Annotated in this window: 21 protein-coding genes and 1 pseudogene; 10 read left to right on the forward strand and 12 right to left on the reverse strand. The window is 46.6% G+C overall.

What is annotated here, in order from left to right; translation table 11 throughout:
- Nucleotides 1-200: 200 nt before the first annotated feature.
- Complete coding sequence (gene purM, locus Q0991_RS21490) at nucleotides 201-1,262, reverse strand: phosphoribosylformylglycinamidine cyclo-ligase (protein WP_299492421.1); 1,062 nt, start codon at nucleotides 1,260-1,262, stop codon at nucleotides 201-203.
- 719 nt (nucleotides 1,263-1,981) lie between these two features.
- Between purM and Q0991_RS21495 the strand changes: the two genes are divergently transcribed.
- Entirely contained in the window at nucleotides 1,982-3,007 is a 1,026-nt protein-coding gene (locus Q0991_RS21495; protein ID WP_299492423.1) for a septal ring lytic transglycosylase RlpA family protein, read from the forward strand.
- 104 nt (nucleotides 3,008-3,111) lie between these two features.
- Here the strand turns inward: Q0991_RS21495 and Q0991_RS21500 are convergent, their stop codons facing one another.
- On the reverse strand, nucleotides 3,112-3,828 hold the full coding sequence (locus Q0991_RS21500; RefSeq protein ID WP_299492425.1) for a TPM domain-containing protein: 717 nt from the start codon (nucleotides 3,826-3,828) through the stop codon (nucleotides 3,112-3,114).
- A 671-nt stretch (nucleotides 3,829-4,499) separates the two neighbouring features.
- Here Q0991_RS21500 and Q0991_RS21505 point away from each other — a divergent pair.
- Nucleotides 4,500-5,060 carry an SRPBCC family protein gene (locus Q0991_RS21505; RefSeq protein ID WP_299492427.1) on the forward strand — a complete coding sequence of 187 codons (561 nt, stop codon included), beginning with the start codon at nucleotides 4,500-4,502 and terminating at the stop codon, nucleotides 5,058-5,060.
- A 20-nt stretch (nucleotides 5,061-5,080) separates the two neighbouring features.
- Here the strand turns inward: Q0991_RS21505 and rsgA are convergent, their stop codons facing one another.
- The 5 genes from rsgA to grpE all read right to left on the reverse strand — a co-directional run bounded on the left by rsgA (nucleotide 5,081) and on the right by grpE (nucleotide 10,546).
- Nucleotides 5,081-6,166 carry a small ribosomal subunit biogenesis GTPase RsgA gene (gene rsgA, locus Q0991_RS21510; protein WP_299492429.1) on the reverse strand — a complete coding sequence of 362 codons (1,086 nt, stop codon included), beginning with the start codon at nucleotides 6,164-6,166 and terminating at the stop codon, nucleotides 5,081-5,083.
- The gene (locus Q0991_RS21515; protein WP_299492431.1) at nucleotides 6,163-6,423 is read right to left on the reverse strand and encodes a sulfurtransferase TusA family protein; all 261 of its coding nucleotides are present in this window, start codon (nucleotides 6,421-6,423) and stop codon (nucleotides 6,163-6,165) included. Before Q0991_RS21515 ends, rsgA begins: the two co-directional genes overlap by 4 nt.
- Nucleotides 6,420-7,544: a molecular chaperone DnaJ gene (gene dnaJ, locus Q0991_RS21520; protein WP_299492433.1), complete on the reverse strand. Its 1,125-nt coding sequence runs from the start codon at nucleotides 7,542-7,544 to the stop codon at nucleotides 6,420-6,422. The genes Q0991_RS21515 and dnaJ overlap by 4 nt, the downstream gene beginning before the upstream one ends.
- A 48-nt stretch (nucleotides 7,545-7,592) precedes the next feature.
- The gene (gene dnaK, locus Q0991_RS21525) at nucleotides 7,593-9,581 is read right to left on the reverse strand and encodes a molecular chaperone DnaK (protein WP_299492435.1); all 1,989 of its coding nucleotides are present in this window, start codon (nucleotides 9,579-9,581) and stop codon (nucleotides 7,593-7,595) included.
- A gap of 164 nt (nucleotides 9,582-9,745) precedes the next feature.
- A complete protein-coding gene (gene grpE, locus Q0991_RS21530) occupies nucleotides 9,746-10,546 on the reverse strand; it encodes a nucleotide exchange factor GrpE (protein WP_299492437.1) in 801 nt (266 codons plus the stop codon).
- A gap of 593 nt (nucleotides 10,547-11,139) precedes the next feature.
- Here grpE and Q0991_RS21535 point away from each other — a divergent pair.
- The 5 genes from Q0991_RS21535 to Q0991_RS21555 all read left to right on the forward strand — a co-directional run bounded on the left by Q0991_RS21535 (nucleotide 11,140) and on the right by Q0991_RS21555 (nucleotide 16,760).
- On the forward strand, nucleotides 11,140-13,149 hold the full coding sequence (locus Q0991_RS21535) for a type II/IV secretion system protein (protein WP_299492439.1): 2,010 nt from the start codon (nucleotides 11,140-11,142) through the stop codon (nucleotides 13,147-13,149).
- 84 nt (nucleotides 13,150-13,233) lie between these two features.
- Nucleotides 13,234-14,355 carry a type IV pilus twitching motility protein PilT gene (locus Q0991_RS21540; protein WP_299492441.1) on the forward strand — a complete coding sequence of 374 codons (1,122 nt, stop codon included), beginning with the start codon at nucleotides 13,234-13,236 and terminating at the stop codon, nucleotides 14,353-14,355.
- Between the two features lie 68 nt (nucleotides 14,356-14,423).
- A complete protein-coding gene (locus tag Q0991_RS21545; RefSeq protein WP_299492443.1) occupies nucleotides 14,424-15,644 on the forward strand; it encodes a type II secretion system F family protein in 1,221 nt (406 codons plus the stop codon).
- A gap of 189 nt (nucleotides 15,645-15,833) precedes the next feature.
- Entirely contained in the window at nucleotides 15,834-16,388 is a 555-nt protein-coding gene (locus tag Q0991_RS21550) for a J domain-containing protein (RefSeq protein WP_299492445.1), read from the forward strand.
- Between the two features lie 90 nt (nucleotides 16,389-16,478).
- Complete coding sequence (locus tag Q0991_RS21555; RefSeq protein ID WP_299492447.1) at nucleotides 16,479-16,760, forward strand: DUF3143 domain-containing protein; 282 nt, start codon at nucleotides 16,479-16,481, stop codon at nucleotides 16,758-16,760.
- Nucleotides 16,761-16,798: 38 nt separating this feature from the next.
- On the opposite strand, the gene Q0991_RS21560 is transcribed toward Q0991_RS21555, so the two are convergent.
- From Q0991_RS21560 to pyrE, 5 genes are all read right to left on the reverse strand, one after another.
- Nucleotides 16,799-17,551 (reverse strand): isoprenyl transferase, encoded by a 753-nt coding sequence (locus Q0991_RS21560; RefSeq protein WP_299492449.1) that lies wholly within the window; start codon nucleotides 17,549-17,551, stop codon nucleotides 16,799-16,801.
- Complete coding sequence (cdaA, locus tag Q0991_RS21565; RefSeq protein ID WP_299492451.1) at nucleotides 17,548-18,462, reverse strand: diadenylate cyclase CdaA; 915 nt, start codon at nucleotides 18,460-18,462, stop codon at nucleotides 17,548-17,550. Before cdaA ends, Q0991_RS21560 begins: the two co-directional genes overlap by 4 nt.
- 112 nt (nucleotides 18,463-18,574) lie before the next feature.
- Nucleotides 18,575-19,969: a diaminopimelate decarboxylase gene (lysA, locus tag Q0991_RS21570; RefSeq protein ID WP_299492453.1), complete on the reverse strand. Its 1,395-nt coding sequence runs from the start codon at nucleotides 19,967-19,969 to the stop codon at nucleotides 18,575-18,577.
- 171 nt (nucleotides 19,970-20,140) lie between these two features.
- A complete protein-coding gene (locus Q0991_RS21575) occupies nucleotides 20,141-21,022 on the reverse strand; it encodes a DNA/RNA non-specific endonuclease (protein ID WP_299492455.1) in 882 nt (293 codons plus the stop codon).
- Between the two features lie 104 nt (nucleotides 21,023-21,126).
- Nucleotides 21,127-21,654: an orotate phosphoribosyltransferase gene (pyrE, locus tag Q0991_RS21580; RefSeq protein ID WP_299492457.1), complete on the reverse strand. Its 528-nt coding sequence runs from the start codon at nucleotides 21,652-21,654 to the stop codon at nucleotides 21,127-21,129.
- A gap of 67 nt (nucleotides 21,655-21,721) precedes the next feature.
- On the opposite strand from pyrE, the pseudogene Q0991_RS25315 reads away from it, so the two are divergent.
- The 3 genes and pseudogenes from Q0991_RS25315 to Q0991_RS21595 form a co-directional block, all read left to right on the forward strand.
- Nucleotides 21,722-22,115: pseudogene (locus Q0991_RS25315) on the forward strand (DNA methyltransferase); the annotation flags it as partial.
- A gap of 270 nt (nucleotides 22,116-22,385) precedes the next feature.
- Nucleotides 22,386-24,617: a polysaccharide biosynthesis tyrosine autokinase gene (locus Q0991_RS21590; RefSeq protein ID WP_299492461.1), complete on the forward strand. Its 2,232-nt coding sequence runs from the start codon at nucleotides 22,386-22,388 to the stop codon at nucleotides 24,615-24,617.
- Between the two features lie 29 nt (nucleotides 24,618-24,646).
- A partial coding sequence (locus Q0991_RS21595; RefSeq protein WP_299492463.1) for an adenylyl-sulfate kinase occupies nucleotides 24,647-24,796 on the forward strand: 150 nt, incomplete at its 3' end.

Below are 24,796 nucleotides of genomic sequence, written 5' to 3' on the forward strand. Positions count from 1 at the left end.
ATAGGGTAGTCGTTTCGGCCACCCTATTTTCTTTGAAATCACACTGCCCTATCTACTGCTGACTCTAGATTTGAAGTACCTTGTCATCCCCAAAGGTTATGGATGCATCCCTACGGTGCACTAACCGGGTGTTGCCCAGATTGGAAATCGTGTTAGCCGCCAATGAAGATCGGCGTTGCTATGGTCCAGGGTCCTGCAGCTTAAGCATCATGGCCAGGTAGTCCAACCACAGAGTGGGCTCCGGGAATGACAGTTCCAATTTCGTATGCGTTGACATGGTGTCGATTAAACCATGTAAGGGTTTGCTGGGCTAGCTCTGGAGGGATAATCAAAATAAACCCAATGCCCATATTGAAGGTATCAAACATGTCAGTAGTGCTAACATCGCCGACTGTGGCTAACCATTGAAAAATAGGTTGATTAGGCCACTGTTGAGGGTTGAGCATCAGGGATTGATCGGGTTGAATACATCTAGGGCCATTTTCCGGCAATCCCCCCCCTGTAATATGGGCCATTCCATGAATCTCGAGTCCTGATCGGAGCGCAGACAAAACAGATTTCACATAAATTTGGGTGGGGGTCAGCAGTACTTCACCCAGACTAGCCCCCCCTAGAACTTCTGGGCAGTCCAACCAATCCCAGCCCGGTGCTGCCCGATGAGAATTCCTCCCTTCAGCGATAATCTTTCTGACTAGGCTAAATCCGTTACTATGAACCCCTTGACTGGCGAGACCAATGACGGTGTCCCCTGCCTCAACTTGGGTAGGACTCAATATCTGTTGTTTATCAACAATACCCACGCAAAATCCCGCTAAGTCGTACTCATCAGGCTGGTAAAAACCTGGCATCTCTGCTGTTTCCCCTCCCAACAGAGCGCAGCCTGCCATTGTGCATCCTTCGGCAATCCCAACAACGACTTGTTGAAGCTGTTCAGGCTGAAGTTTGCTAGTTGCCAAATAATCCAAGAAAAATAGCGGTTCGGCACCACAAGTGAGAACATCATTTGCACACATCGCCACTAAATCAATACCGACAGTGTGATGTTGGTTTATAGCTTGAGCCAGTTTGAGTTTGGTTCCTACTCCATCCGTACCTGAGACTAAAACAGGTTGCTGATAGCCCGTTGGTAACTGGAATAAACCACTAAAATCGCCAAGGCTCCCTAACACTTCCGGGCGAGAGGTTGCGGCTACCGCCTCTTTAATCTGGTTAATGAAGCGTCTCCCAGCCTGTACGTCAACCCCTGCATTGCGATAGTCCATACTCAATTCAAACCCAGTTCATTCTTAATAGTGTCAAGCTGCAATGTCACAAATTATCGGTGATCACAACGGAAGGGGCTGTTTTCTCATTAGACTCAGCTTATATATCTCAGTGAAATTATGGAGACTGGCGCGATTGGGGCGTCTCAATGCAGACCGTATTTGGCATAAATAAATTCTCTCAATTAGACTCATAATCTATAACTATATTTGGAAGACTATGTTCAGATTAATACCTTGAAAAAATTACTGAAACCTTCGATATATAAGGTTCACACTCACCTTTTAATGCGATTTCTACAGGAAGCTGAAGTGAACTTCAACACCCATAATATTATTTCTACACTAAATATATTCACGGAAAAATCACTTTTTTGAGATCCTTTTTAATTTAAATATTCAAACGAAATTTTTGTTATCTATAGTTTTTCTTAATCATTGAAATTGTGGTAGCAATTGCCCAAGACCATTAATTTTCCTTGCTTTCATTGATCCCTGCATCGTTTAGATGCTGTATTCCGAAGAGCGGTCTTTTGATGTTGGGCCACTGGCCTCAGCGTTATCCCGGATTTCACTGCGGAGATGTTCGTGATAGGGTGATTAAGTTCTGTAAAGGAAGATTGATTCTTGTAATTTATAGAGTCTGCACCAAATCAATGTAGTGACAGAGCTCTCTATTAATCGGTCTCACCTTCTGTACTCTTCAGGCAAGAGCATATATGAGAAATAAATTGGTGTTAACTGGTCTAGCTGCGGCACTCACCGTTTCTGTCGTTAGTGCCTTAAACACAAGTCAGGCCAATCAAATCCCCAGTGACGTTGAGAAAGCGACGACTTCTGAGTCAAGTTCTACCTCTAAGGCTAAAACGGATCCTCCCGAGCTAGATGGCACTCTTAGCGTTACCGAGCAAGCTGATGATGCAGATGTTGTCAAGGTGGGAGAAAGCCAACCTCAAGAGCAGGTAAGTGATAAGCCTGCGATCGCAAAAATCCACTCTTACGAAAAAGAAGGACGGCCTGCCGCAACCCTCTACGTTAAGAATATCCCGATTGTTACCTTTTTGGGTGCAGAAAAAGCGGCAGCAGAGACCGCCAAAGTAGCAACCACCAAGTCCGAAGAATCAGATGTTTCGGCAAATCCCCAGGATCCCGTCTGGCGGGCCACAACGGTTGCGGCCAAGATCAATCAGTTAGATCGAAATGGGATTGATGCCAACAACATCAAGGTGGTTTGGGACAAGCAACGGCAGAGTTACGTAATTCAGACGGATGATGAGCATATCTTAGAAATGAGTAAGCTCACCATTCTCCCCAAAACCACTCAGGATATGGGAGATGATGCCTTAAAGATTACAAACCTGTTGCGTCGCCAGATAGGAGATGCCGACGCCTTAAAAGACATCCCCGGTCGCCCCAAGCCTCCTGCACCTCAGGTGGCTGCAGCATCAGTGCTTTACCAAGTCAGTGGGGAAGCTTCCTGGTACGGTCCAGGATTCCACGGAAATTACACTGCTAATGGCGAAGTCTATAACCAATACGCCTTAACCGCTGCCCATAAGACTCTACCGTTTGGCACTCGTGTCAAGGTTACGAACTTGTATAACGGACGTTCTGTTGTTGTTCGGATCAATGATCGTGGCCCTTTTATTCCTGGTCGGGTTATTGACCTATCCCAAGGCGCTGCCCAGGTTATTGGAGTAACCAGCAGTGGGGTTGCTCCCGTTCGGATGGATATCTTGCAGTAACTTTCCAGTCAAGCAAACTTTAAAAGCGACAAAAAAGGAAGCGCCTGATGAAGTAGGGTCTTCCTTTTTTGTGGGATGTGAAGAGGCCTATATGTCGCTTAGCCCTAAGAACGCTGATAGTAGTAATACGTGAGCATCGGTATAGCGGTAGCCAGGATCAGCAAGACAATCACTAATACAGCAGAACTGGTGTCATTGGTTTCTTCGGCGGTGGGGAAATTACTCTCCGCAAAAACTGTCATTTCTACTTCAGGAGGCCCAGGATCGGTTTGTCCGGTGATCACTGCGGCAAACCGTTCGCCCGCCCCGATAAAAGCCTCGTTGTAGTTGCCTTTACGAATGGGGATCAGGATATTCTCAAAAGCAATACTATTGGCCACTTCCTCAGGCAACAGTTTAAGCGAGTCCTCACCCACCAGAATTGCAGGGGCATTGGTGCGGGCATCGTACACTAACAAAACTTGATTGGCTTGGGTTTCTGGCGTCGGAAACCACTTCTGAAAGAGAGCATTAGCGAAGCTTTCCGCTGTCTCACCATAATTGAGACCTCGAAGGGTAATAATGCGGACGTCTGTGCCCGTCTGTTTAGCGATTTTACTGAGGGATTTATTGATGGAGCGCTCGGTAACAACGCTGAGCAGGTCACCCTGATCGGCGATCCATGTGGATCGACTCGCTGACAAATTGGGTATGTCCTCAACGACGGTTGCCCAAGCAGGAGGAGACCAAAATGACAGCCCGATGAAAAGGGTCATCACGCCTACCATTAGCCACCGCTGTAGCTGCCACCCGTCCATAAACGTGTTGAGTCTAAATTTCATCCTAGATAACCTGATTCAATGTTCTTTGATTTAACCACTGGGAATTCAGTCGTTTCGCAAGCGAATTACTCTATACATACTATGCATCCCCTGCACTGGGATCAACCATTGTAATAAAGCTGATAAGAGTTGCTAATCAATCTAGCTGGGTTTGAGGTTGATCCTCACTTATGCCAGGTAAATATTGGGTTTTGAGGGGTAGATCGAGCATCACTTTGGACAATTGTCGAGCAAAATAAACCCTGAACATCGATCCGTTTATTGTTCTTGATATCGCAATGACGCACCGAACCTAATCTTTGTGTAGCCCAGATTCCGGGCACCGAACCAACGTATGCTGAGCGGGTGTTACTAGCCCAACGCATCGATCGGCCACACAAAGGCCTACATAAATCCTTTGTACTTCGTGATTGGGATCAGGTCAGTCGCTAAATGGATGAATCGAATAAAAGTAGAGGCGATGCGCCCCAGATGATCAAATTTTGCGAAAAGGAGGGCATTGTAGGGACAGAACTCAGGCCCTAGCTCCGTTTGATTTTGTTATAGGAGAGCGTATGATTTCTCTAGTAGAAATCAATCCTTAGCCATTGATCTCAGCAAGGATAAGCTTATTCACTCTTTTAAGAATACATGATGGGTTGATTTGGTCTTTGATAACCGTTGGACAAAGTATGGAACCTGATTTAAGTGCATCTAACCTGACATTAGAAGACCCAGAGTGCGGCTATAAACCCACTGAATTAGCCGAAGTGTCCTTAGAAACACAAAAATTAGAAAAGCGGCATCGTCAGGTTCAGGCTCGCATCTTTTTACCTTTTTCCCTTCAACAAGTCTGGAATATCCTCATTGACTACGAATCTTTAGCGGATTTTATCCCCAACCTAGCGAAGAGTCAGCGTTTACCCTATCCAGAGGGTGTCCGTATTGAGCAAGTCGGGGTTAAAAATGCTTTGTTTTTGAAATTCTCTGCCCGAGTCGTCCTCGACATGGTGGAAGAATTTCCCCATACCATTCACTTCAAGATGGTTGAAGGTGACTTTAAATCCTTTGCAGGTTCATGGAAGATGCAGGCTAGTACTGAAGATATTCCTGGAACTGCCCTAATTTATACCTTGCAAGTCTGTCCAACTCGGCTCATTCCGGTTAAAGCGATTGAGCAACAGCTTGGAAAAGATTTACCTCGAAACTTGCTTGCTATTCGACAACGGCTGTACCAAGTCTATGGCGAGTAGCAACCATATCAGCGCTTGTATTAAGGTGATAAATGTTCTAAAGACTCAATATCGATATTTTGCAGACTTTGCTGCAGTTGTCGGCGAGATGGACGCCGGTATCGCTTAGTTTCTAGCTTGGGTTCATCTTGGGGTTTACCTCGCTTACCCGATTTGCGTTTGGTTCGAGCTTCGCTGGCTGACTGCATTTGGCGCTTAGTATGGGCCTCTGTCACCTCGGATAATAAACTCAGATAGTCAGGGTATCTTTCCCAGTCACCTCGAATCACACAATTGGGTTCATTAACATGTAAACAATCCTTAAATTGGCATTGGGATTGTTGAAGTTGTTGTCGAATTTCTGGAAAACAATGTCCTAACTGGGGCGGTAGGATGGTATCGACGCTGGGCTGATTGAAGCCAGGCGTATCTGCTAAAAACGCCTCCTCGCCCACCTCAAACAGTTCAACATGCCGGGTCGTATGGCGGCCTTGTCCCCATCGCTGGGAAACACAACCCACTCGTACCTCCTGTTCCGGGATAAAGTGATGAATAAGGCTTGATTTGCCCACGCCCGAGAGCCCTGATATGACGGTGATTCGTTGTTTGAGTCGCCGTTCTAATGTTTTGAGTCCCACTCCGGTTTGCAGACTTACCAAAACAGGATCATACCCCCACCGCTTTATACGATCTCGCCAAGCTCTTTGGGTCGTATAGGAAGTCAAATCCCGTTTATTGAAGCACAGAATGATGGGGAGGTGGGTATTTTCCGCTGTCACCAGAAATCGTGTGAGCTGATGTGGATCAAGCTTCGGTTCAGCGAGGGCAAACATCAACAAGATTTGGTTAACGTTGGCAACGGGGGGGCGAAAAATTTCGGATTGGCGGGGTAGGATGCTTGCGATCGCACCCCGTTGCCCTTGCCAATCCGGTTCTTCCACAACCACTTGATCACCCACCATTACGTGTTGCCCCTGCTTCTTGAGGCGGGAGCGACGCGTACAGAGCAGTTGTTGAACTGGGTAAACCTGTTCCCCGTGAAGCTGGACCCGATAATAATTGGCCTGAACCGCCAACACAGTTCCTGTAATGGGCGCAGGCCTATTAAGTCGTCCGCGTGTACTCATACGTCAGTCGATCGGACTTGCATGGCGAAGAACCCCGAACAGTCTTGCAAACGCTCAATTTCATAGCCTGCCATCTTTAAACTATCGGGAACTTGTTCAATCGGCTCACCCGGATCTAACCATACTTCCAGCAGAGAACCGGGGGCCATTTTTTGTAAATGAAGCTTAGTGCGAACGAAATTAAGGGGGCAAGGCGTTCCCCTCAAATCAAGTTGATCATCCGAGGGGGGTAAAAGCGGGGACTGTTGATTTGTCATCGACCAAATATCCCCCCTAGGAAGCCCTCGATTCCTCCTTTACCCGTTTGGTCTGCCCGGATGCTAGCCAATTGGACCAACAGCTCTCGCTCCTCCGTCGAAATTCGGGTGGGGATATCGATAATAATGGTGACCAAATGGTCTCCACGACTCACAGGATTGCCCAATCGAGGCACACCATGGTTTTCTAGAGTCAAGACTGTACCCGGTTGGGTACCTGAAGGAATGGTAATCGTATCTTCGCCGTCTACGGTTGTGATGGGCAATTGTGCGCCCAGAATAGCCTGTAGATAACTGATTTTGAATTCAGACAAAATATTGGAGCCTTCTCGGCGGAATGCAGGGTCCTCCTGCACAAACAGGTAAACATATAGGTCACCCGGTGGGCCGCCCTTTTGCCCTGCATCCCCCTCATTGGAGACCCGTAATCGGGTGCCAGTATCGACTCCAGCGGGGATTTTTATTTGTAGCTTCTTACTGACTTGATTCTGACCTCGGCCACCGCAATTGTCGCACTTCTCAGTAATCGTTTGTCCTTGGCCATTACAGGTTGGACAAACAGAAACCTGGGTAAAATTTCCCAACGGTGTCCGGGTCATCCTCCGGACCTGACCCGTTCCCTGACAAGTGCCACAAGTTTGAGGTCTTGTGCCTGGCTTAGCACCGGATCCTCCACAGGTCTTGCAACTCTCAAGATGGGAAATACGAATCTGCTGTTCTCCCCCAAACACCGCTTCTCTAAACTTCAATTTCAAATCAAAGCGAAGATCTTCTCCCCTAGCCGGCCCCGAGCGGCGCCTGCCTGATTGAGGGCTACCTCCAAAACCACTAAAAAACGTTTCAAAGATATCTGCAAATCCACCAAAGTCGCCAAAATCCTGATATCCTGCCCCTGCTGCAGAACTCACACCAGCTTCTCCAAACTGGTCGTATCGCCCCCGCATTTGGGGATCGGATAGCGTTTCGTAGGCTTTGTTGATTTCTTTAAATGTCTCTTCGGCCCCTGGTTCTTTATTAACATCAGGGTGATACTTACGGGCTAAACGCCGATAGGCACGTTTCAATTCATCGGGGTCGGCGCTGCGGGAAACACCTAGGATGTCGTAGTAGTCGCGGGCCATATATGGTTGTTTTTAGGTCACTAAACGAATTGGCAACGCACTTAACCCTTAATCAACGGCTTCGTAATCTGTGATCACCGTATCATCAAAGTCTCCAACAATAGTGGAGTCATCATCCAGTGGAGCTGACGGAGCAGAAACTGGATCAGGGGTTGCAACAGTGCTAGGTTGACTATTATAAACGTCACTCGGGGGATAAGCATTATTTGAGGGTGGAGCGCCTGCTGTCGATTGCTGATAAACAACCGCTCCGATATCCAAAAGGACCTGCTGCAGCGTATCCATTCTCAATTTGATCATTTCAAGCGTTACGTCAGGCTGATCACCTAGGACCTTGAGTTCAGCAGCAGCTTGCTCCGCGCGCTGTTTTAGCTCAGGCGTGATGACCGCCGCATTTTCTTTAAGGGTTGCGCTACAGCTATAGAGCATGCTGTCAATTTGATTTTTCTGTTGAGCAACTTCTTTTAGTTGACGATCTTGATCGGCATAAATTTGAGCTTCTTGACGCATCCGCTCCACTTCCAGACTGCTCAATCCCCCCGTATTGGAGATGCGAATGCTTTGTTCTCGCCCAGTCCCTTTATCTTGAGCCGAAACATTGAGAATGCCGTTGGCATCGATATCGAAGGTGACCTCAATTTGAGGGACACCCCGCGGTGCAGGCGGAATCCCCGTTAATTCAAAGCGACCCAAGCACTTATTGTCTTTCACCATCGCACGTTCGCCCTGGTAAACCTGGATCTCTACGCACGTTTGGCCGTCTGTTGCCGTCGAGAAGCTTTGAGAGCGACTAGTGGGTAAGGTCGTGTTGCGATCAATAATCTTGGTAAAGACACCACCTAGGGTTTCAATCCCCATCGACAAAGGAGAGACATCCAGTAAGAGGAGATCTTTGACCTCTCCCCCCAGCACACCAGCTTGAATCGCTGCACCCAGGGCAACAGACTCATCAGGATTTACCGAGCGATCGGGGCTTTTCCCGCCAAAAAACTGTTTGACGGCTTCTTGAACTGCGGGAATCCGAGTAGAGCCTCCTACAAGGATAATTCGGTCAATATCCCCTGTTTGCAGGTCCGAGTCTTTCAAGGCCCGCTCAACGGGCTCCATGGTCCCGGTCACTAACTCCGCAGCCAACTCTTCAAACTTAGCTCGAGTTAAATCCATTTCGAGATGTTTGGGGCCTGTCTCATCTGCCGTAATAAACGGAAGATTAATGGAAGTTGTAATGGTGCTAGATAGCTCTATTTTGGCTTTTTCTGCTGCTTCGCGCAATCGCTGTAGAGCCATTTTATCTTTTGATAAATCGATTGACTCAATTGCATGAAAGCTTTCTAACATCCATTTCAAGATGGCTTCATCAAAATCATCGCCGCCCAGGTGATTATTCCCCGCTGTCGCTTTAACTTCAAAAACCCCATCTCCAAGCTGCAGAATGGAGACATCAAATGTCCCCCCTCCCAAGTCAAACACAAGAATCTTGTGATCTTCTGCTTGCTTATCCAAGCCGTAGGATAGAGATGCCGCCGTCGGTTCATTAATAATTCTTAAAACTTCTAAGCCAGCAATCGTGCCAGCATCCTTTGTGGCTTGGCGTTGAGCATCGCTAAAATAGGCAGGCACGGTAATGACGGCCTGGGAGACGTTTTCCCCTAAATAAGCCTCAGCATCTTGTTTTAGCTTTTGTAAAACCATTGCCGAAAGTTCTTGAGGAGTGTAGTTTTTTCCTCGAATTTGGACATCTACGGTTTCATCTCGACCCGGAACGCAGGTGTAGGAAACACGGGATCGCTCGATTTCTGTTTCTTGCCATCTGCGACCAATAAATCGCTTGATACTGAAGATCGTGTTTTCAGCATTCGTAACGGCCTGTCGTTTGGCAAGCTGTCCAACCAACCGATCACCTGACTTGGCAAAACCCACAATACTAGGCGTCGTTCTCCCACCTTCGGTATTGGGGATAACGACAGGTTTTCCCCCTTCTAGAACAGCTACACAACTGTTCGTTGTTCCTAGATCAATTCCGATGACCTTACCCATAATTATTTCGCAGCAAACGGCAATTATGCTTGATTACATATCGGGAGCGATGAAAAAAGCTCTTCATATTGTAGGGTGCCTCATCTAACCACGATTTTAATCAACCCTAGGCAAATTAACCTAAAAATTAGGCCTTATAACCATCAAGCAAAATGCTGTGAAATTCATTCAGCGTCAGGGTTTTCATCCATCGGACCATGCTCTTGCTCAGGGGGAGCATCCGATTCTAAGGGGGCAGCAACTTTCACCATGGCATGTCGAAGGACTTGTTCTCCGAGTAAATATCCACTGACCAATTCTTCGACAACGGTGCCTTCTTCAAACTCGTTGGTCGGTTCTCGCATGACAGCTTCATGAAGATTTGGATCAAAGGGCTGCCCCTTTGATCGCATCGGTGCAACGCCTATCCGTTTTAGGCAGTCCACCAATTGTTTGTAAACGCCTTGATAGCTGTTATGAATGTTTTCTTCTGGATCAGTTTGAGGATTAATGTGGGATCGGGCTCGATCGAAGCTATCAATGACGGGCAAAAGCTCACTGAGGGTATCCCGCTTCACTCGCTGTTCTAAATCTGATTTTTCCCGCCCAGTTCGTTTGCGAAAGTTTTCAAAATCTGCTGCAATTCGCATGTATTGGCTTGTGCGTTCATCGAGTTGACTTTTCAAGGTCTCAACCTCAGCCGCTAGCTGGGTCAGTGCTTCAGGATCCACTGCATTGGCATGAAGATGGCCCTCTTCATCTTGGGGGGAAGAGCCCTCTGCATTGGATGCATGATCTGAGTTATCAGTCTCTGAGGGATCGGTTGTCGAAAAGTCCTCTAAAACGTCTGCTAATGATTCGTCTGGATTATCCAGCGGTAATTCCTCATATCCGGCGTTAGGTTCATCCAGATGAAGCGAAGAGTCATCTGAATGAACAACATCATTGGCTTCAATTGTTTCGTGCTTCTTCGCGTCTTCGCTCATGATGCTCCTGTTGTATGTTCGTCTATTTAGTCAATGATCGATGTTGGATTTGGCACTGTGTTTCTGCTGACATCACTCTATAGCAATTTATCCTAAGCTAGGAGCTGGCTAGGGCGTACAAAGCTAAAATTTCCTAAACTAGTGCAAGATATCAGAATTCTGACGCTTAAATTGCAATGAACTGCACTATTTGGGCCGCCAACTCAAATAGTGACGACTTTCGAAGAAATGAAGCGTTGACCTCCCAGCTAATTCAGTGCTAGATATATATACTTATCCTAGACTCAGTGCAATCAATCATCAAAATGGATTTGAGAATTGTTTCTGACCGATCCAAATGATGCATTGCCCCGTGAAGGATGAAGAAGACCTTCATCGCTACTAATCCCGTATACTCTAGCAATTTTTCTGCCGTCCTACGTAAGACTCGAAATTTTCTTAATTGAGCGATGAAGGTGTTTCCGCAACGTTCAATTGTAAAAACCTAGGAAAATGTGGGCATGCTGAGAACAGCCTTGCCTTTGCCTTATAGGGCTAGGAAGTCTGATTTCAAGCATACATAATCCACGGTTAGGTTTCTCGCTTTCATCGCTATGGTTAACTCTTCCTCACAGCGGCGTGCTTTAGTTACACGGCACAATTTTTCCCCTTTTGGCAATAAGCTGATTTCAACGGGGTATGTCGACCAAGATCAAATGCGGGAGGCGACGCTAGAAAGCCGACGATCAGGGCGTTCCCTGGTTGAAATTTTGCAAGGCGTGACTGGCCAGGCTTTACCACCTGAACTTTTGCGCCAATATAAAAGACAACAGCTATTCGAGCTAAAGATACTCTACGGGATTGATTCTTTAGATCTAGAGCTGAGTCAAATTCCGACCGATCAAATTGAACAGCTGATTCAAGACTATATCTCCCTCGATTTGTGTAGGCGGTATCAGCTTGTTCCCCTAACCTTGGATCGTGAGACTGATCCGGCAACACTGCTGGTGGCAATGGTCGATCCCGATAATTTGGGGGCACTAGACGATCTCGGTCGAATTCTTCGAGAACAGAATTTCACCCTGCAGCGGATGGTCATTGCGGTTGAAGACTATCAACAGCTGATCAGTAAGTATTTAGACCAGCAAGCTCAGCAAAAAGAGAAAGCGAATAATACGCCAATTGAGTTTGATCTGGATGATGACTTAGATGCGATCGCAGGTCTCGATGATCTACCGAGTGATGAACTAGAGACAGATCTGGGTGCCGCCCTTCAGGATGCGGAAACAGCTCCCATTATTGGTCTAGTTAACAAAATTTTGGCAAAAGCTTTGCAGAGTGGCGTATCGGATATTCACATTGAGCCCCAAGAGGATCACCTCCGCGTCCGCTTCCGGAAAGACGGCGTCTTACAACAAGCCTTCGATCCACTGCCGAGAAAAATTATTCCTGCGGTTATATCCCGTTTCAAAATCATTGCTGAGTTGGATATTGCAGAACGCCGTTTACCCCAGGATGGTCGCATCCGGAGACTGTTTCAAGGACGTAAGATCGACTTTCGCGTCAATACTTTACCTAGTCGATATGGCGAAAAGATTGTACTCCGAATTCTCGATAACTCTTCAACTCAGCTTGGTCTAGAAAAGCTCATCTCGGATGAGGATAGTCTTGACATCGTCAGAGAGATGGTAAGTCGTCCTTTTGGTCTCATCTTGGTCACAGGTCCGACGGGTTCTGGTAAAACGACCACGCTTTACTCAGCACTCGCTGAATGTAACCACCCAGGTGTCAATATCAGCACCGCTGAAGATCCCATTGAATACACCCTCCCTGGCTTGACCCAGGTTCAGGTCATTCGAGAAAAAGGCATGGACTTTGCCTCTATTTTGAGAGCCTTCCTTCGACAAGATCCAGACGTTATTCTGGTGGGTGAGACTCGGGACAAAGAAACGGCCAAAACCGCTATTGAAGCAGCGTTGACGGGACACTTGGTGTTAACCACGTTGCACACTAATGATGCAGCTAGTGCGATCGCCCGCCTCGCCGAAATGGATGTTGAACCCTTTATGGTTTCCGCCTCCTTACTAGGTGTGGTTGCTCAGCGCCTGGTCCGGCGAGTATGCTCAGATTGTAAAATCCCCTATCAGCCCACGCCTACAGAGCTAGGGCGATTTGGGTTATCCGCTTCTCCCGGAACAGAAATCACCTTCTACAAAGCCAATTCCTTATCAGCCGATGAGATTCAAACGGCTCAGGCTACAGGGCAAGCCATCTGTCAGACCTGTAATGGGATTGGTTACAAAGGGCGTTGTGGTGTCTACGAAGTAATGCAAATTACCGAAACCTTGCAAGCCCTCATTACCGAAGGCGCTCCAACCGAACGGATTAAGGAAGTCGCCGTTGAAGAGGGCATGAAAACCCTCCTAGCCTATAGCCTCGAGCTGGTTAAGAAAGGAGATACAACCCTCGCTGAAGTTGAGCGAGTCACCTTTACCGACAGTGGCCTAGAAGCTGAACTCAAGGCAAAGCGCAAGACTTCACTGACCTGTCGAGTTTGTAATGCAGACTTAAAACCGGAATGGCTAGATTGTCCCTATTGCACCACTCCAAGATTCCAAGACTAACTCCATTTCTAGAATCATTTTAGTATTTGTCGTGTTGGCGAAATCAATCAATTTACTCTATTTGAGAATAATGAGAGGCAATTTATGGATTACATGATTGAAGACCTCATGGAAGAGGTGGTTGAGCGAGGGGGCTCGGATTTACACCTTTCTGTCGGCTTACCTCCTTACATTCGGATTAATGGGAAATTAACACCAACCGACTATGACCCGCTCAGCCAAGAACAGTGTCAGCGTCTGATCTTTAGCATGCTGAATAACACTCAACGGAAACAGTTAGAGCAAACCTGGGAACTCGATTGTTCTTATGGTGTTAGAGGCTTAGCCCGCTTCCGTGTCAATGTCTATAAAGATAGAGGTACCTACGCTGCAGCACTTCGAGCCCTCAGTTCTAAAATCCCTTCTATTGAAACCCTGGGATTACCAAACGTCGTTCGCGAAATGTCGGAAAAACCTCGAGGCTTGGTATTAGTGACGGGACCAACAGGTTCGGGGAAATCAACTACCTTGGCCTCCATGATTAACAATATCAATCTCACTCGGGCTGAGCACATTCTCACGGTTGAAGATCCGATTGAATTTGTGTATGAACCCATTAAAAGCCTGATTCATCAGCGTCAGGTTGGGGAGGATACCAAAAGTTTTGCCAATGCCCTGAGAGCAGCACTGCGTGAAGATCCTGATGTCATTCTGGTTGGTGAAATGCGGGATCTGGAAACGATTCAGCTGGCCATTACCGCTGCAGAGACCGGTCACTTAGTCTTTGGCACATTGCACACCAGTTCTGCCGCCCAAACCGTTGACCGAATGGTAGATGTTTTCTCTCCAGAACAACAAACTCAAGTTAGAGTTCAACTCTCCAACTCGCTGGTTGCCGTCTTTAGCCAAACATTGGTTCCTCGGAAAAATCCTAAACCCGGTGAATTTGGGCGCGTCATGGCCCAGGAAATCATGATCTCCACCCCTGCGATTGCTAATTTAATCCGGGAAGGAAAAACATCGCAAATCTACTCCGCTATCCAAACTGGTGGAAAATTAGGGATGGTTACCCTGGAAAAAGTTCTAGCAGAGCTATATCGTGCAGGCACGATTTCCTTTGAATCTGCCGTATCGAAAACCTCCCGGCCGGACGAAATGCAACGCCTGATGGGAGCAGCGCCCATGGGCAACCCACGGGGAGCGGGTGCCACCTCATATAGAAGATAGAATTACTTCACATAGCTGTCGCATTCATTCGTTTTTTCCGTTCACCGTTCACTGCTGAGAATTGAGTTATGCCAACTTACGTTGTTCGTGCGCGAGATCCTCAAGGTAAATCTAGCCAAAAAAGGGTAAATGCAACCTCTCAAAAAGAGGCTCGCTCAAACATACAGCGTCAAGGGTTACAGATCCTTGATATTAAAGAAGCACAAGGTTTCAGTTTCAATGCTGAACTGGACCTCAGTTTTTTACAATCCATTACTGTTAAAGACAAGGCGTTATTCTCTAGACAATTTTCAGCACTGGTCAATGCTGGCGTTGCTTTGGTTAGAGGTTTGGGCGTCATGGCTGAACAATGCCGAAACCCCAAGCTGAGAAAAGCTCTTTTGGATGTTAACGCAGCGGTACAGCAGGGAATTAGCTTGTCAGATGCGATGAGAGGTCATCCAGCGGCCTTTGATCAGCTTTATGTGGCTATGATTCAGGCGGGTGAAACAGGTGGTGTACTGGACGAAGTGCTAAACCGTTTAGCTACTCTACTTGAAGATCAAGCTCGTCTAAGAAACCAGATTCGATCAGCCCTTGCTTATCCTGTGGTGGTTGGTTTTATTGCCGTAACCATCTTCCTAGGCATGGTTATCTTTCTGATTCCAGTGTTTGATGGCATCTTCAAACAGTTGGGAGGCGATTTACCAGCCTTTACCCAAATGATGGTTAATCTCAGTGAATTTCTACGAACACCCATCTACGGTATCACTGCTGCTATTTTTGTGATTGGCACTGTTTTTGCCCTTCAGCAATACTATAAAACCCGTGCAGGAAGAGAAACGATAGACCGAATTATGCTTAAACTACCGCTATTTGGCGATCTCATTCAAAAGACGGCAGTAGCCAGGTTTTGCCGCACATTTGGCTCTCTCTCTCGCTCAGGTGTCCCTATCCTCTATTCTCTTGAGATTGTTCGCGATACTGCTGGAAATCAGGTGGTTGCCAATGCGATTGATGAAGCGCGTCGGGAAATCCAAGGAGGTGGCATGCTCAGCCTAGCCTTACAGAAAGAAAAAGTGTTTCCTGTTCTAGCCACGCAGATGATCAATGTAGGGGAAGAAACGGGCGAAATCGACAAAATGCTGATGAAGGTAGCCGATTTCTATGAAGATGAAGTGGAACAAGCTGTCAAGGCAATGACAAGCGTTATGGAACCTCTGATGATTGTTGTTTTGGGGGGAATGGTTGGATCAATTCTGATTGCAATGTATTTACCGATGTTTAAGATCTTTGACCTTGTCCAGTAGACACCACGTTAGATAGACACTTTTTCTCAACCCTACGCATAAGACATATCCCCATACGCTTCGGACAACGCTACGGGATTGCGAACAAGTCATGTCGACTAAGTGGCATGGCTTGTTTACAATGTTACAGAGCAGAAAAAACTTAGCAATTTAGCCCACACTAGTATTCGATATTCAGAATCAGGCTCAATGTCGACGAATCGCAATTTTTATGACTTGCTGGATATCCCCCTTCAAGCCTCTAGTGACGAGATTCATGATGCGTATCGACAAAAGAGTAAACTCTATCACCCAGACACGACAGCATTGCCCCAAGACGTCGCTATTCATAGGTTCCAACTCTTAAATGAAGCGTATGATACGCTAAGTTGTCCTGATTTGAGAAAAAAGTACGATTCTCAAATCGGGCTATCAACGATTAGATCCCTTCCTAGACGCTACACCCAACATTCGAATTCACCGCTAACCCCCTCGCGCATTGAGATACAAGAGCGCCCTTTATCTCCTGGAGAACTTTTTGCAGTACTCATTTTAGTCATCACCTTTTTAGCTTGTTTAGGTCTGGCGTTGATTTTAGGTGTTACTCGGGGAGAAATGATTCTTCATGCGGCTTCCCCAGCTGCGGGTATACAGCCTGCCCGTTACTCAGCACTTCAGAGTCTTGCGATTAATAGGTGCGAATGGGGTACGCAGAATCAGTATGGCGCTCTTGCGTTGGGTTGTATTTCCTACCGAACGAATTGAACAACACCCGAAATTGTCTTCTTCGCAGATCAACTCCTTTTGTTGAGAATTCTAATCACCAGAGTTTCTAAGTTTGTTAAGAGTTTGCTGATGACTAAATCATTGTTGCCTGATCCGCAAACACCGTTATATAACCATCCCCTTCCTCAAATTGAGCAATGGCTGATCAGTCTCGGGTGTCACCAGGATTCCACAGACTTGCACCTGTGGCGTATAGAGCATTCACATTGGAAAGCAGAAATTTGGTTGGACGTTGAGGAATTATCCGTTGTGTATGTGCCCTCAAATCGGCACGACCGTGATATCCAAAGAACCTTCAAATATTCCTTAAGCCGTCAAGATATTGAAGATGCAGTTTTCTCCGGTCCCTAGTGTCTGTCGAGAATATCCTCAGGAACATTTGATTGAATTTAGGACACTTTGCCAAAACGCCTTGTTCTAGTTTGAAAGTTTCGAAGGGCCTGGTGAAATTCATGTTGATCAAAGTCAGGCCATAGCGTTTCCGTTACATATAGCTCGGCATAAGCCATTTGCCAGAGTAAGAAGTTGCTGACCCGCATTTCTCCACTGGTTCGAATCAGTAAATCTGGATCGAGGATGCCTGCCGTGTATAAGTGTCTCTCAAACAAGCTCTCATCAATATCATCTAGGGTAATGTTCTGATGAAGCACTTGAGTTGCAATGTCACGGCAAGCTTGAATAATTTCCCTCCGCCCTCCGTAATTTGTGGCGACGATGAATTTAATCGTTTGGTTCTCTTGTGTAGCCGCCATTGCACGTTGTATTTCGGTTTGTAAGGTTAATGGCAAGGCCTCCAGATCACCCACAAAGTGAATTTGCACGCCTTCATCGACCATTTCTTTCAACTCTCGCCGCAGGACTCGCTCAAAAAGAGTCATCAAAAACTCAACCTCATCATGCGGACGTCCCCAATTTTCGGTGGAAAATGCATAGGCTGTTAAAGCTTGAACGCCCCAGTCTTTACAACAGCGCAGGAGGGATTTAAGCGTATCTACACCCCGACGATGACCGAGAATTCTCGGTAATCCTCGTTGTTTTGCCCACCGCCCGTTACCATCCATGATGACAGCTACGTGCTTCGGTAATCGCTGAACATCTAAGTCGGAGGGAAGCTGCTTAGAAAGACTGGAATGGAGTGTCATATGTTCTTGCGAGATCTGAGCAATGGAAATAACTGAGACAGTAAAGTGAACGTTTTTTTCCTTACTTTCCGACCTAAGCTTCTCAAGCTAGGGGTGACCACTTCTCTATCTACCGCTAGGATTAATCGATCAGCGAGTAGTTCTCTCAGCTTACTGCTGGTCAGTGGACGCCTTAAGATACCTTGCTCAGCTAATGAAATGGAGCCAGTCTCTTCAGAAACAACAACGCAAACGCAGTGATCAACCCGTTCTGTAATGCCCATGGCAGCCCGATGACGAGTACCGAGTTGTCTAGAAGCCGTTTGTTCTGAAATAGGGAGTATCACGCCAGCAGAAATAATTCTATCTCCCCGAATCAATAAAGCCCCATCATGCAATAAGGTGGTGGTTTGAAAGATCGTTTGGATTAACTCACGGGAAATCTCTGCACTCAATTTAATCCCTGGTACAGAAAAGTCTCTCTCGTCAATGGGTATATTACGGGTTTCAATAATAACTAACGCACCTGTACGGTTTTGGGATAGCTCTTTGACGGCATCCACAATTTCATCAATGATGTTATCAGGATTTTGAGTCACCTGCTTAGCAGGGCGCAACAACTTCAGCAGTTCTCCTCGCCCCAACTGTTCCAGAAATCGGCGGACCTCTGATTGGAGAATGACGGCCATCGCTACAGCAGAGCCAATCAGTAAGAAGGTGAGTAATTGGCTGAGATAATTGAATCGCAGAAGCTTGCTGGCAACTGTCGCTAGTACCAGAAACACGACGCCCCTTACCATCAACAAGGTCCGTCGTTCAGCGATCACTAACAGCAACATATAGGTAAGTGCTAAAGCAAGACTGATATCGAATAAGGCACGCAGGGTCTGAATCCAGTCATGGTTTATCAGCCATTCCTTAACCCCATCCATGCCTTTGGCCTAACCTTTTGATATACCTATGTCAGTTTAGCTTTATTGCCATGGAGTGCAACTTTGAAGAATGCTTGACTGGGTTTAGTCCGCCGAATTGTCGCTAAAGGGGCTACCTAGGTTCTAAATGCCTAGGTAGGCAGTCTTGACGAATTAAGTCTTGATTCGTTTCCCTCTTGAGTATGAGATTTGCCTCTCCATCGTGAACAAGCACGGCTGCGGGGCGAGGAATACGATTGTAATTAGAGGCCATGCTGTAATTGTAGGCTCCCGTGCCCATGACGACGAGGATATCCCCTGTTTGGCTTGGGGGAAGAGCGACATCTTTCAATAAAATGTCCCCAGATTCACAGTGTTTTCCAGCTATGGTCACAATCTCTGTCGCTGGAGCTTCCATCCGATTTGCGATGGCTGTGCTGTAAATTGACTGGTAGGTGATGGGTCGGGGATTATCAGACATGCCGCCATCCACAGACAGGTAAGTGCGAATATTGGGAATATCTTTTTTGGCGCCAACTTTATAGGCTGTGATGCAGGCTGGACCAATGATAGACCGCCCAGGCTCACAGAGGAGCTTTGGTAATGGTAAAGCCGCCGCTTGGCAAGCTTGGATGATACCGTTACAAACCGTTTCAGACCACTGGGCAATGCTGGGGGGATCATCTGACTCAACATAGCGAATTCCTAATCCGCCACCGATATTCAGCTCGTTCATGGATAAGCCTAGGGAATTGGCCTTGACCAACCATCCCACAATGACACTGGTCAGATCTGCGTGGGGCTGAAGCTCAAAAATTTGAGATCCAATGTGGGCATGAAATCCAATCCAAGCAATTTGAGGGTGCTGTTGGGCAAAGGATAAGACCTGATCAATCTGGTTCGGATCAAATCCAAATTTACTGTCGAGATGTCCCGTTCTAATATACTCATGGGTATGGCATTCAATGCCTGGCGTAATCCTCAGCATAACTCTAGGAGGCACTGTAAGAGCCTCATTAGAGGGGAGGAGACCCACAATTTGTTTTAATTCCAGCCAATTGTCTGCGATGATGGCGCAACCACAAGACAGCGCCATTTCCAGTTCGGCAACTGATTTGTTATTGCCATGAAAATAGATTTTTTGGGGATTCACACCTGCCTGTAGGGCAGTATAGAGCTCTCCACCGGAAACTACGTCTAAACCCAGGCCCTCATGAGCAACTAGGGCACAAACGGCTAAGCAACTCCAAGCTTTGGAGGCATAAAGAACTTGCGATGAGCCTGGATAGAAGCGCTGGAAAGATTGGTGATACTGCTGGCAAGCCGTTCGCAGAGTCAGCTCATCAATGATGTAGAGGGGAGAGCCGTACTGCTGAACTAACTCAGCAGCAAAGCATCCTCCAATCTTCATCTGCCCGGCTGGGTCAACTTGGACGGATAGGGGCAGGATTTGTTGATTAGGTGAGATCTCTGTTGCTGAAGGATGCAAGCTGGAGTTGTGGATATTTGTTGGTTTAAGGGTCACCATAGACTGACTGAAATGGGCTGAAATATAGCCTAGCTAAGGTCAGACTCTATATGAGCCGTCTGGGAATTCTATCATATTTAGTCTCCTCCATTGTTCTTTTCGCTGAGGTTAGAGGGTGAACAACAGGGGCACTACCCTGGGGTAGTCATCACGATCATGCGCGATGTACCGTTATCGTTCTGGGATAGCAACTTTTTCCTCTAGGCGATTTTGAATGTCTTCTGGAAGGTTGGATAAGAAGTTATAGCCAGTCTTTTCCTCAAGGCTATCGATGGAAACGATGTACCGCTGCCATTGATGAGTTTTAATGCCCTGCTTGTTGGGGATATCGACAGCAATAACGGGAGTGTTCACGGAAATGGATTGTGGGCCTAAATCGGTCTCTTCCATCACGACAATGATTTTCCAGAGGTTTTTGGGAGGAATAATGGTTCCTTTTGCGATCGCACCCTGTTCTCCATATCCGCCAGCAATAATAAATAATTCTTTGCCCTCCTCGACTAAGTCCCGACAATAGTGCTCAAGATTAACCCAAGGTCCCCGATTATGATCAGGTCGTTGGGGCACAATATTGGTCATCACAAAGGTGGCAGAATTGTTAACCTCTGAATTCGTCCGATCGCCCGAAGGGGTCATATGGCCGCGATCATAGCCACTGCGCCTATAATCTCGGGGGTCAACTTTTTCCCAATCGGGAGGCAAGCTTTGGTCTGCTCGAAAATCATTGCGGCGATCCACTTCTCCTAACCAAGTCTGATCGAGCTGCCAGCTCACCCAATTTGGGATTCCCTTACGACGGTTGTAGGACAGAGCAAATTGGGGTTTCTTCATTAAGTAATTGTCGCTATTGGCTAAGACAACCCTGGCTTGACTGGGATTTCCAAGGGCTAGGTGGTCAACACTAGGCTGGATCGGCGGAAAGACATTACATCCCGTTAAGAGGGCAAGGCAAAGGCATCCAGTGACGAAATAAGATGGCACGGCTGAAGAATTGAAAGCCTTGAATAGCTTTCCTCCCTGATCCATCTGACATTGGGAGAAGAGTTTGCTCATGGTTGGTTGTGATATTACAGGATTCCCGGTCTTATTCTCACAGCGTCTGGTTTGGGGGATAGTCTTGGGAAAAAGGTATATCTTTTAGTGATCGATGGTAACCCTTAGAGAATGGATTGTTTGAGCGCTGTCATCGTAAAGAGGGGATGGAGCTTTAATCCCTCAGCCTCGAGATTGGCCATCCCACCTGCTTCACGGTCAATCACACACATCACATCAGTGACCGTAGCCCCTAGCGATCGCAACGCTTGAGCTGATAGCTGAATCTGACCGCCGGATGTCACCACATCTTCAATAATGACTAACCGCTGACCTTGGATAGGACCACCTTCTGCTAACTTGCAGGTGCCATAGGGTTTTGCTTCCTTTCTGACAAAGAGAGAGGGATATCCGCTGATGTGAGACAACATTGCCACGATGGGGATTCCGCCCATTTCCAAGCCTGCCAAAGCATCTGCTGGGGAAGGAATCATCATCGCTAGATGCTCTGCGATCGCTTTCAATAATATAGGATTCGCCTCAAATAAATATTTGTCAAAATACTCATGACTGACTTGCCCAGATCGGAGTAAAAACTCACCCGTGATATGAGACGTTTCATAAATCGCTTTTGCCAGGTCTACTTTGTTCATCAAAATTAGTGGAAGTTGGGCTAACTTTTATTAGTTTAGATGTTGAGCTCCCTCTAGCAACTGTCTGAATAGCCAAGCTGTGAAGTAGCGGAGAAGGGTACATGCACCCTATCGACATCCTGGTGGTTCTCCCAAGGATTGGATACCAACAGCAAGCGGCAACTTTAGAGATACCTTGGCGTCTAATCTATGGACGGATATTTCTATTCCCTTATTGATCAATGCCCGAAAATACTGATCACCCCACTCACAAAAGTGAGAAGCGAATTGCTAAACTCATTCTGGAAAGTAGCAACTCTAGAGATACTGTGCTTGAGCCTTTGTTGGGCAGTGGTATAACATCTGTGGTTGCTAAAAAACTGCGTAGGCAGTTGATCGGCATAGAAGAGGAGTATTGCTTGTTATCCGAGCGACATATTGAGTTAGCAGACTCTCACGTGACCATTCAAGGATTTTTTTAAGGAATTTTTTGGGAGCGGAATACAACAATTCTCCAGACATCCAATTGATTTGGAACCGAATGGGTCAATGCTTAGCTCGAAGTTGCTCGATAGCCACCCGAAACTACCGCCCAAATCTTCACCGAAGAATGATTTAATGCAAAAAGATTGTGCTACCCCTTAAACCCTGAGATTTTAGCCTTTAGGAAAATTTGCTATTCGGTGAACTGAAAGCTAAATTAACTTCGATCCCTTGCCCTGAAATGAATTGAGAAGCCCCTTATATTGCCAATGAGTATTGAGTATACAGACGAAAGCATCGATATCCGCAACTACCTACGCATACTCAGACGTCGATGGATACCTGCCACAGCTATTTTTACAACTGTTGTGGCCCTAACAGCACTGGCAACTTTTCTGCAGAAGTCAGTCTTTGAAGCAGAAGGGACGCTCCAGTTGAAACAGATAGGGGGGGTTTCCACATCGGACTTAAATATCAAAGGGATAGGGGGGATAGAAGCCGTATCGGGAAAAAGCAACCCCCTTGCCACCGAAGTTGAGATCCTGACATCCAAGCCTATTATTAAGCAAACTATCAAGACCCTGAAGTTGCAAGATGAGGATGGAAACCTCTTAGAACCAGACCCGTTTCTGGAAGCGCTAACCGTCACCAATATTCAAAATACCGATATTTTAAGTGTTGCCTACAAGAGCCTTGATCCTCAAGAAGCGGTTGATGTTGTTAACCAACTGATGCAGGTTTATCAAGCCAATAACGTTACCGTCAACCGGGCAGAAGCCGCCTCTGCTCGCAAATATATTGGGCAACAAGTTCCCCTCGTTACTGCAGACCTTCGTCGCTTAGATATAGCATTACGACGGTTCAAAGAAGAGAACGGCATTACTGATTTAGCAGCAGAAGCTAGGGTCCAAGCGGAAGTAACGGGAGATCAACAAACAGAATTTTCTCGCGTTCAAAGTCAGATGGTGAAAGTAAGGACAGAGGCGCAGGCACTCCGTGACAAGTTGGGAATGACCACTGAAGAGGCAAGGCAGGTCAACGAGTTGAGCCAGTCCCCAGGTGTGAGAGGGATTTTAGAGGCGTCTCAAGCGAATGAAGTTCTGCTGGCCGAAGCTCGAACGTTATATGGTCCTAATCATCCTAACGTTTTAGCGTTAGTCGATAGACAGTCAGAACTTAAGTCTGTACTGAACCAGCAGGTGAGTCAAGTCGTTAGCAGCAACGTCTCTCAACCTCTTCGCAATCTGCAAGCTGGCGATTCACAACAGAGATTGATAGACGCTTTGGTGAATGCGGAAGTTGAACGTCTCGGTTTGGATCAACAGGCCGTTGCCCTCATCGAGAACCAGGAAAAATATAAGCGCAATCAGAAATTCTTGCCCAGATTGGAACAACAATTGGTCGCTATTGAACGGGAGCAGCTGGTCACACAAGCCACTTATGAAGGTCTTTTGAAGGCTTTACAGGAGATTCAAATTAGTGAAAATCAAAATATTGGGAACGTTCGTATTGTTGCTGCAGCGTCGTTACCTAAAAAGCCCATTGCCCCTCGCAAAGTCTTTAATTTAGTGGTGGGGGTGCTATTAGGGAGTTTGCTAGGTATTGGAATGGCTCTGTTACTGGAAGCCCTGGATACCTCCATTAAAACAGTGCAAGAAGCTAAGAATATTTTTCAATACACAGTATTGGGCAACATCCCATTCCTTAAGGATGCAGAAAAGATGTCTCGCAAAGGCTTAGATCGGCCAACACCTGATTTGATCGTTCGTGATGATCCTCGTTCATCGGTGAGTGAATCCTATCGAATGTTGCAGGCTAATCTCAAGTTTCTGAGTTCTGATCATCGTGTTCAGGTTTTTGTCGTCACTAGTTCTATCCCGAAGGAGGGCAAATCAACGGTTGTTGCAAATTTGGCCTTAGTCCTTGTTGAGTTGGGGAATCGAGTTCTCGTTATTGATGCTGATTTACGCCGTCCTTCGCAACATCAAGTTTGGGAACTACCCAATACTGAAGGTTTGAGTAACGTTTTAGTCGAACAAAAAGGCTGGTCAGACGTGATTCGGGAAGAAGATGAGCATCTGGATATCCTCACTGCTGGGGTAATTCCCCCAAACCCCGTCCCCTTAATTGATTCGCACCATATGGCTATGCTACTAGAGGAGTTTCATCAAGCCTATGATTATGTACTAATCGATTCGCCACCCTTGGCTGTTGCGGCAGATGCCTTATTACTAGGCAAAATGACGGATGGTATCCTCTTGGTTACTCGTCCAGGGTTAGTCGATTCTGGGTCTGCTCAATCGGCGAAGGATGCATTAGAACGGGCTGGACAGAAGGTTCTGGGACTAGTAATTAACGGTGTTATCCCTGAAAATGAGCCTGATAGTTATTATTACTACTATGCTCAAGATTACTATGGAGAGAATTCTGGTGGTCAACAGTCAAAATCTGCCAGGAAAAAGAAGAAGAAAAAAGCTGATGTAAACGCTGTAGATCGCTAATAAATTCCTCACTGATTATTTTTTGTAGTATGAATATGAGATCTTCAAATGTTGTCTGGCATCAGTCTACTGTGACTCGCCAGCATCGAGAGAAACAGAATGGTCACCGCAGTGTCATTCTTTGGTTTACCGGACTTTCTGGTGCAGGTAAGTCCACTTTGGCTCATGCTGTAGAAGAT

It is taken from the genome of Acaryochloris sp. IP29b_bin.137 (assembly GCF_028285745.1).
GTDB lineage: Bacteria > Cyanobacteriota > Cyanobacteriia > Thermosynechococcales > Thermosynechococcaceae > Acaryochloris.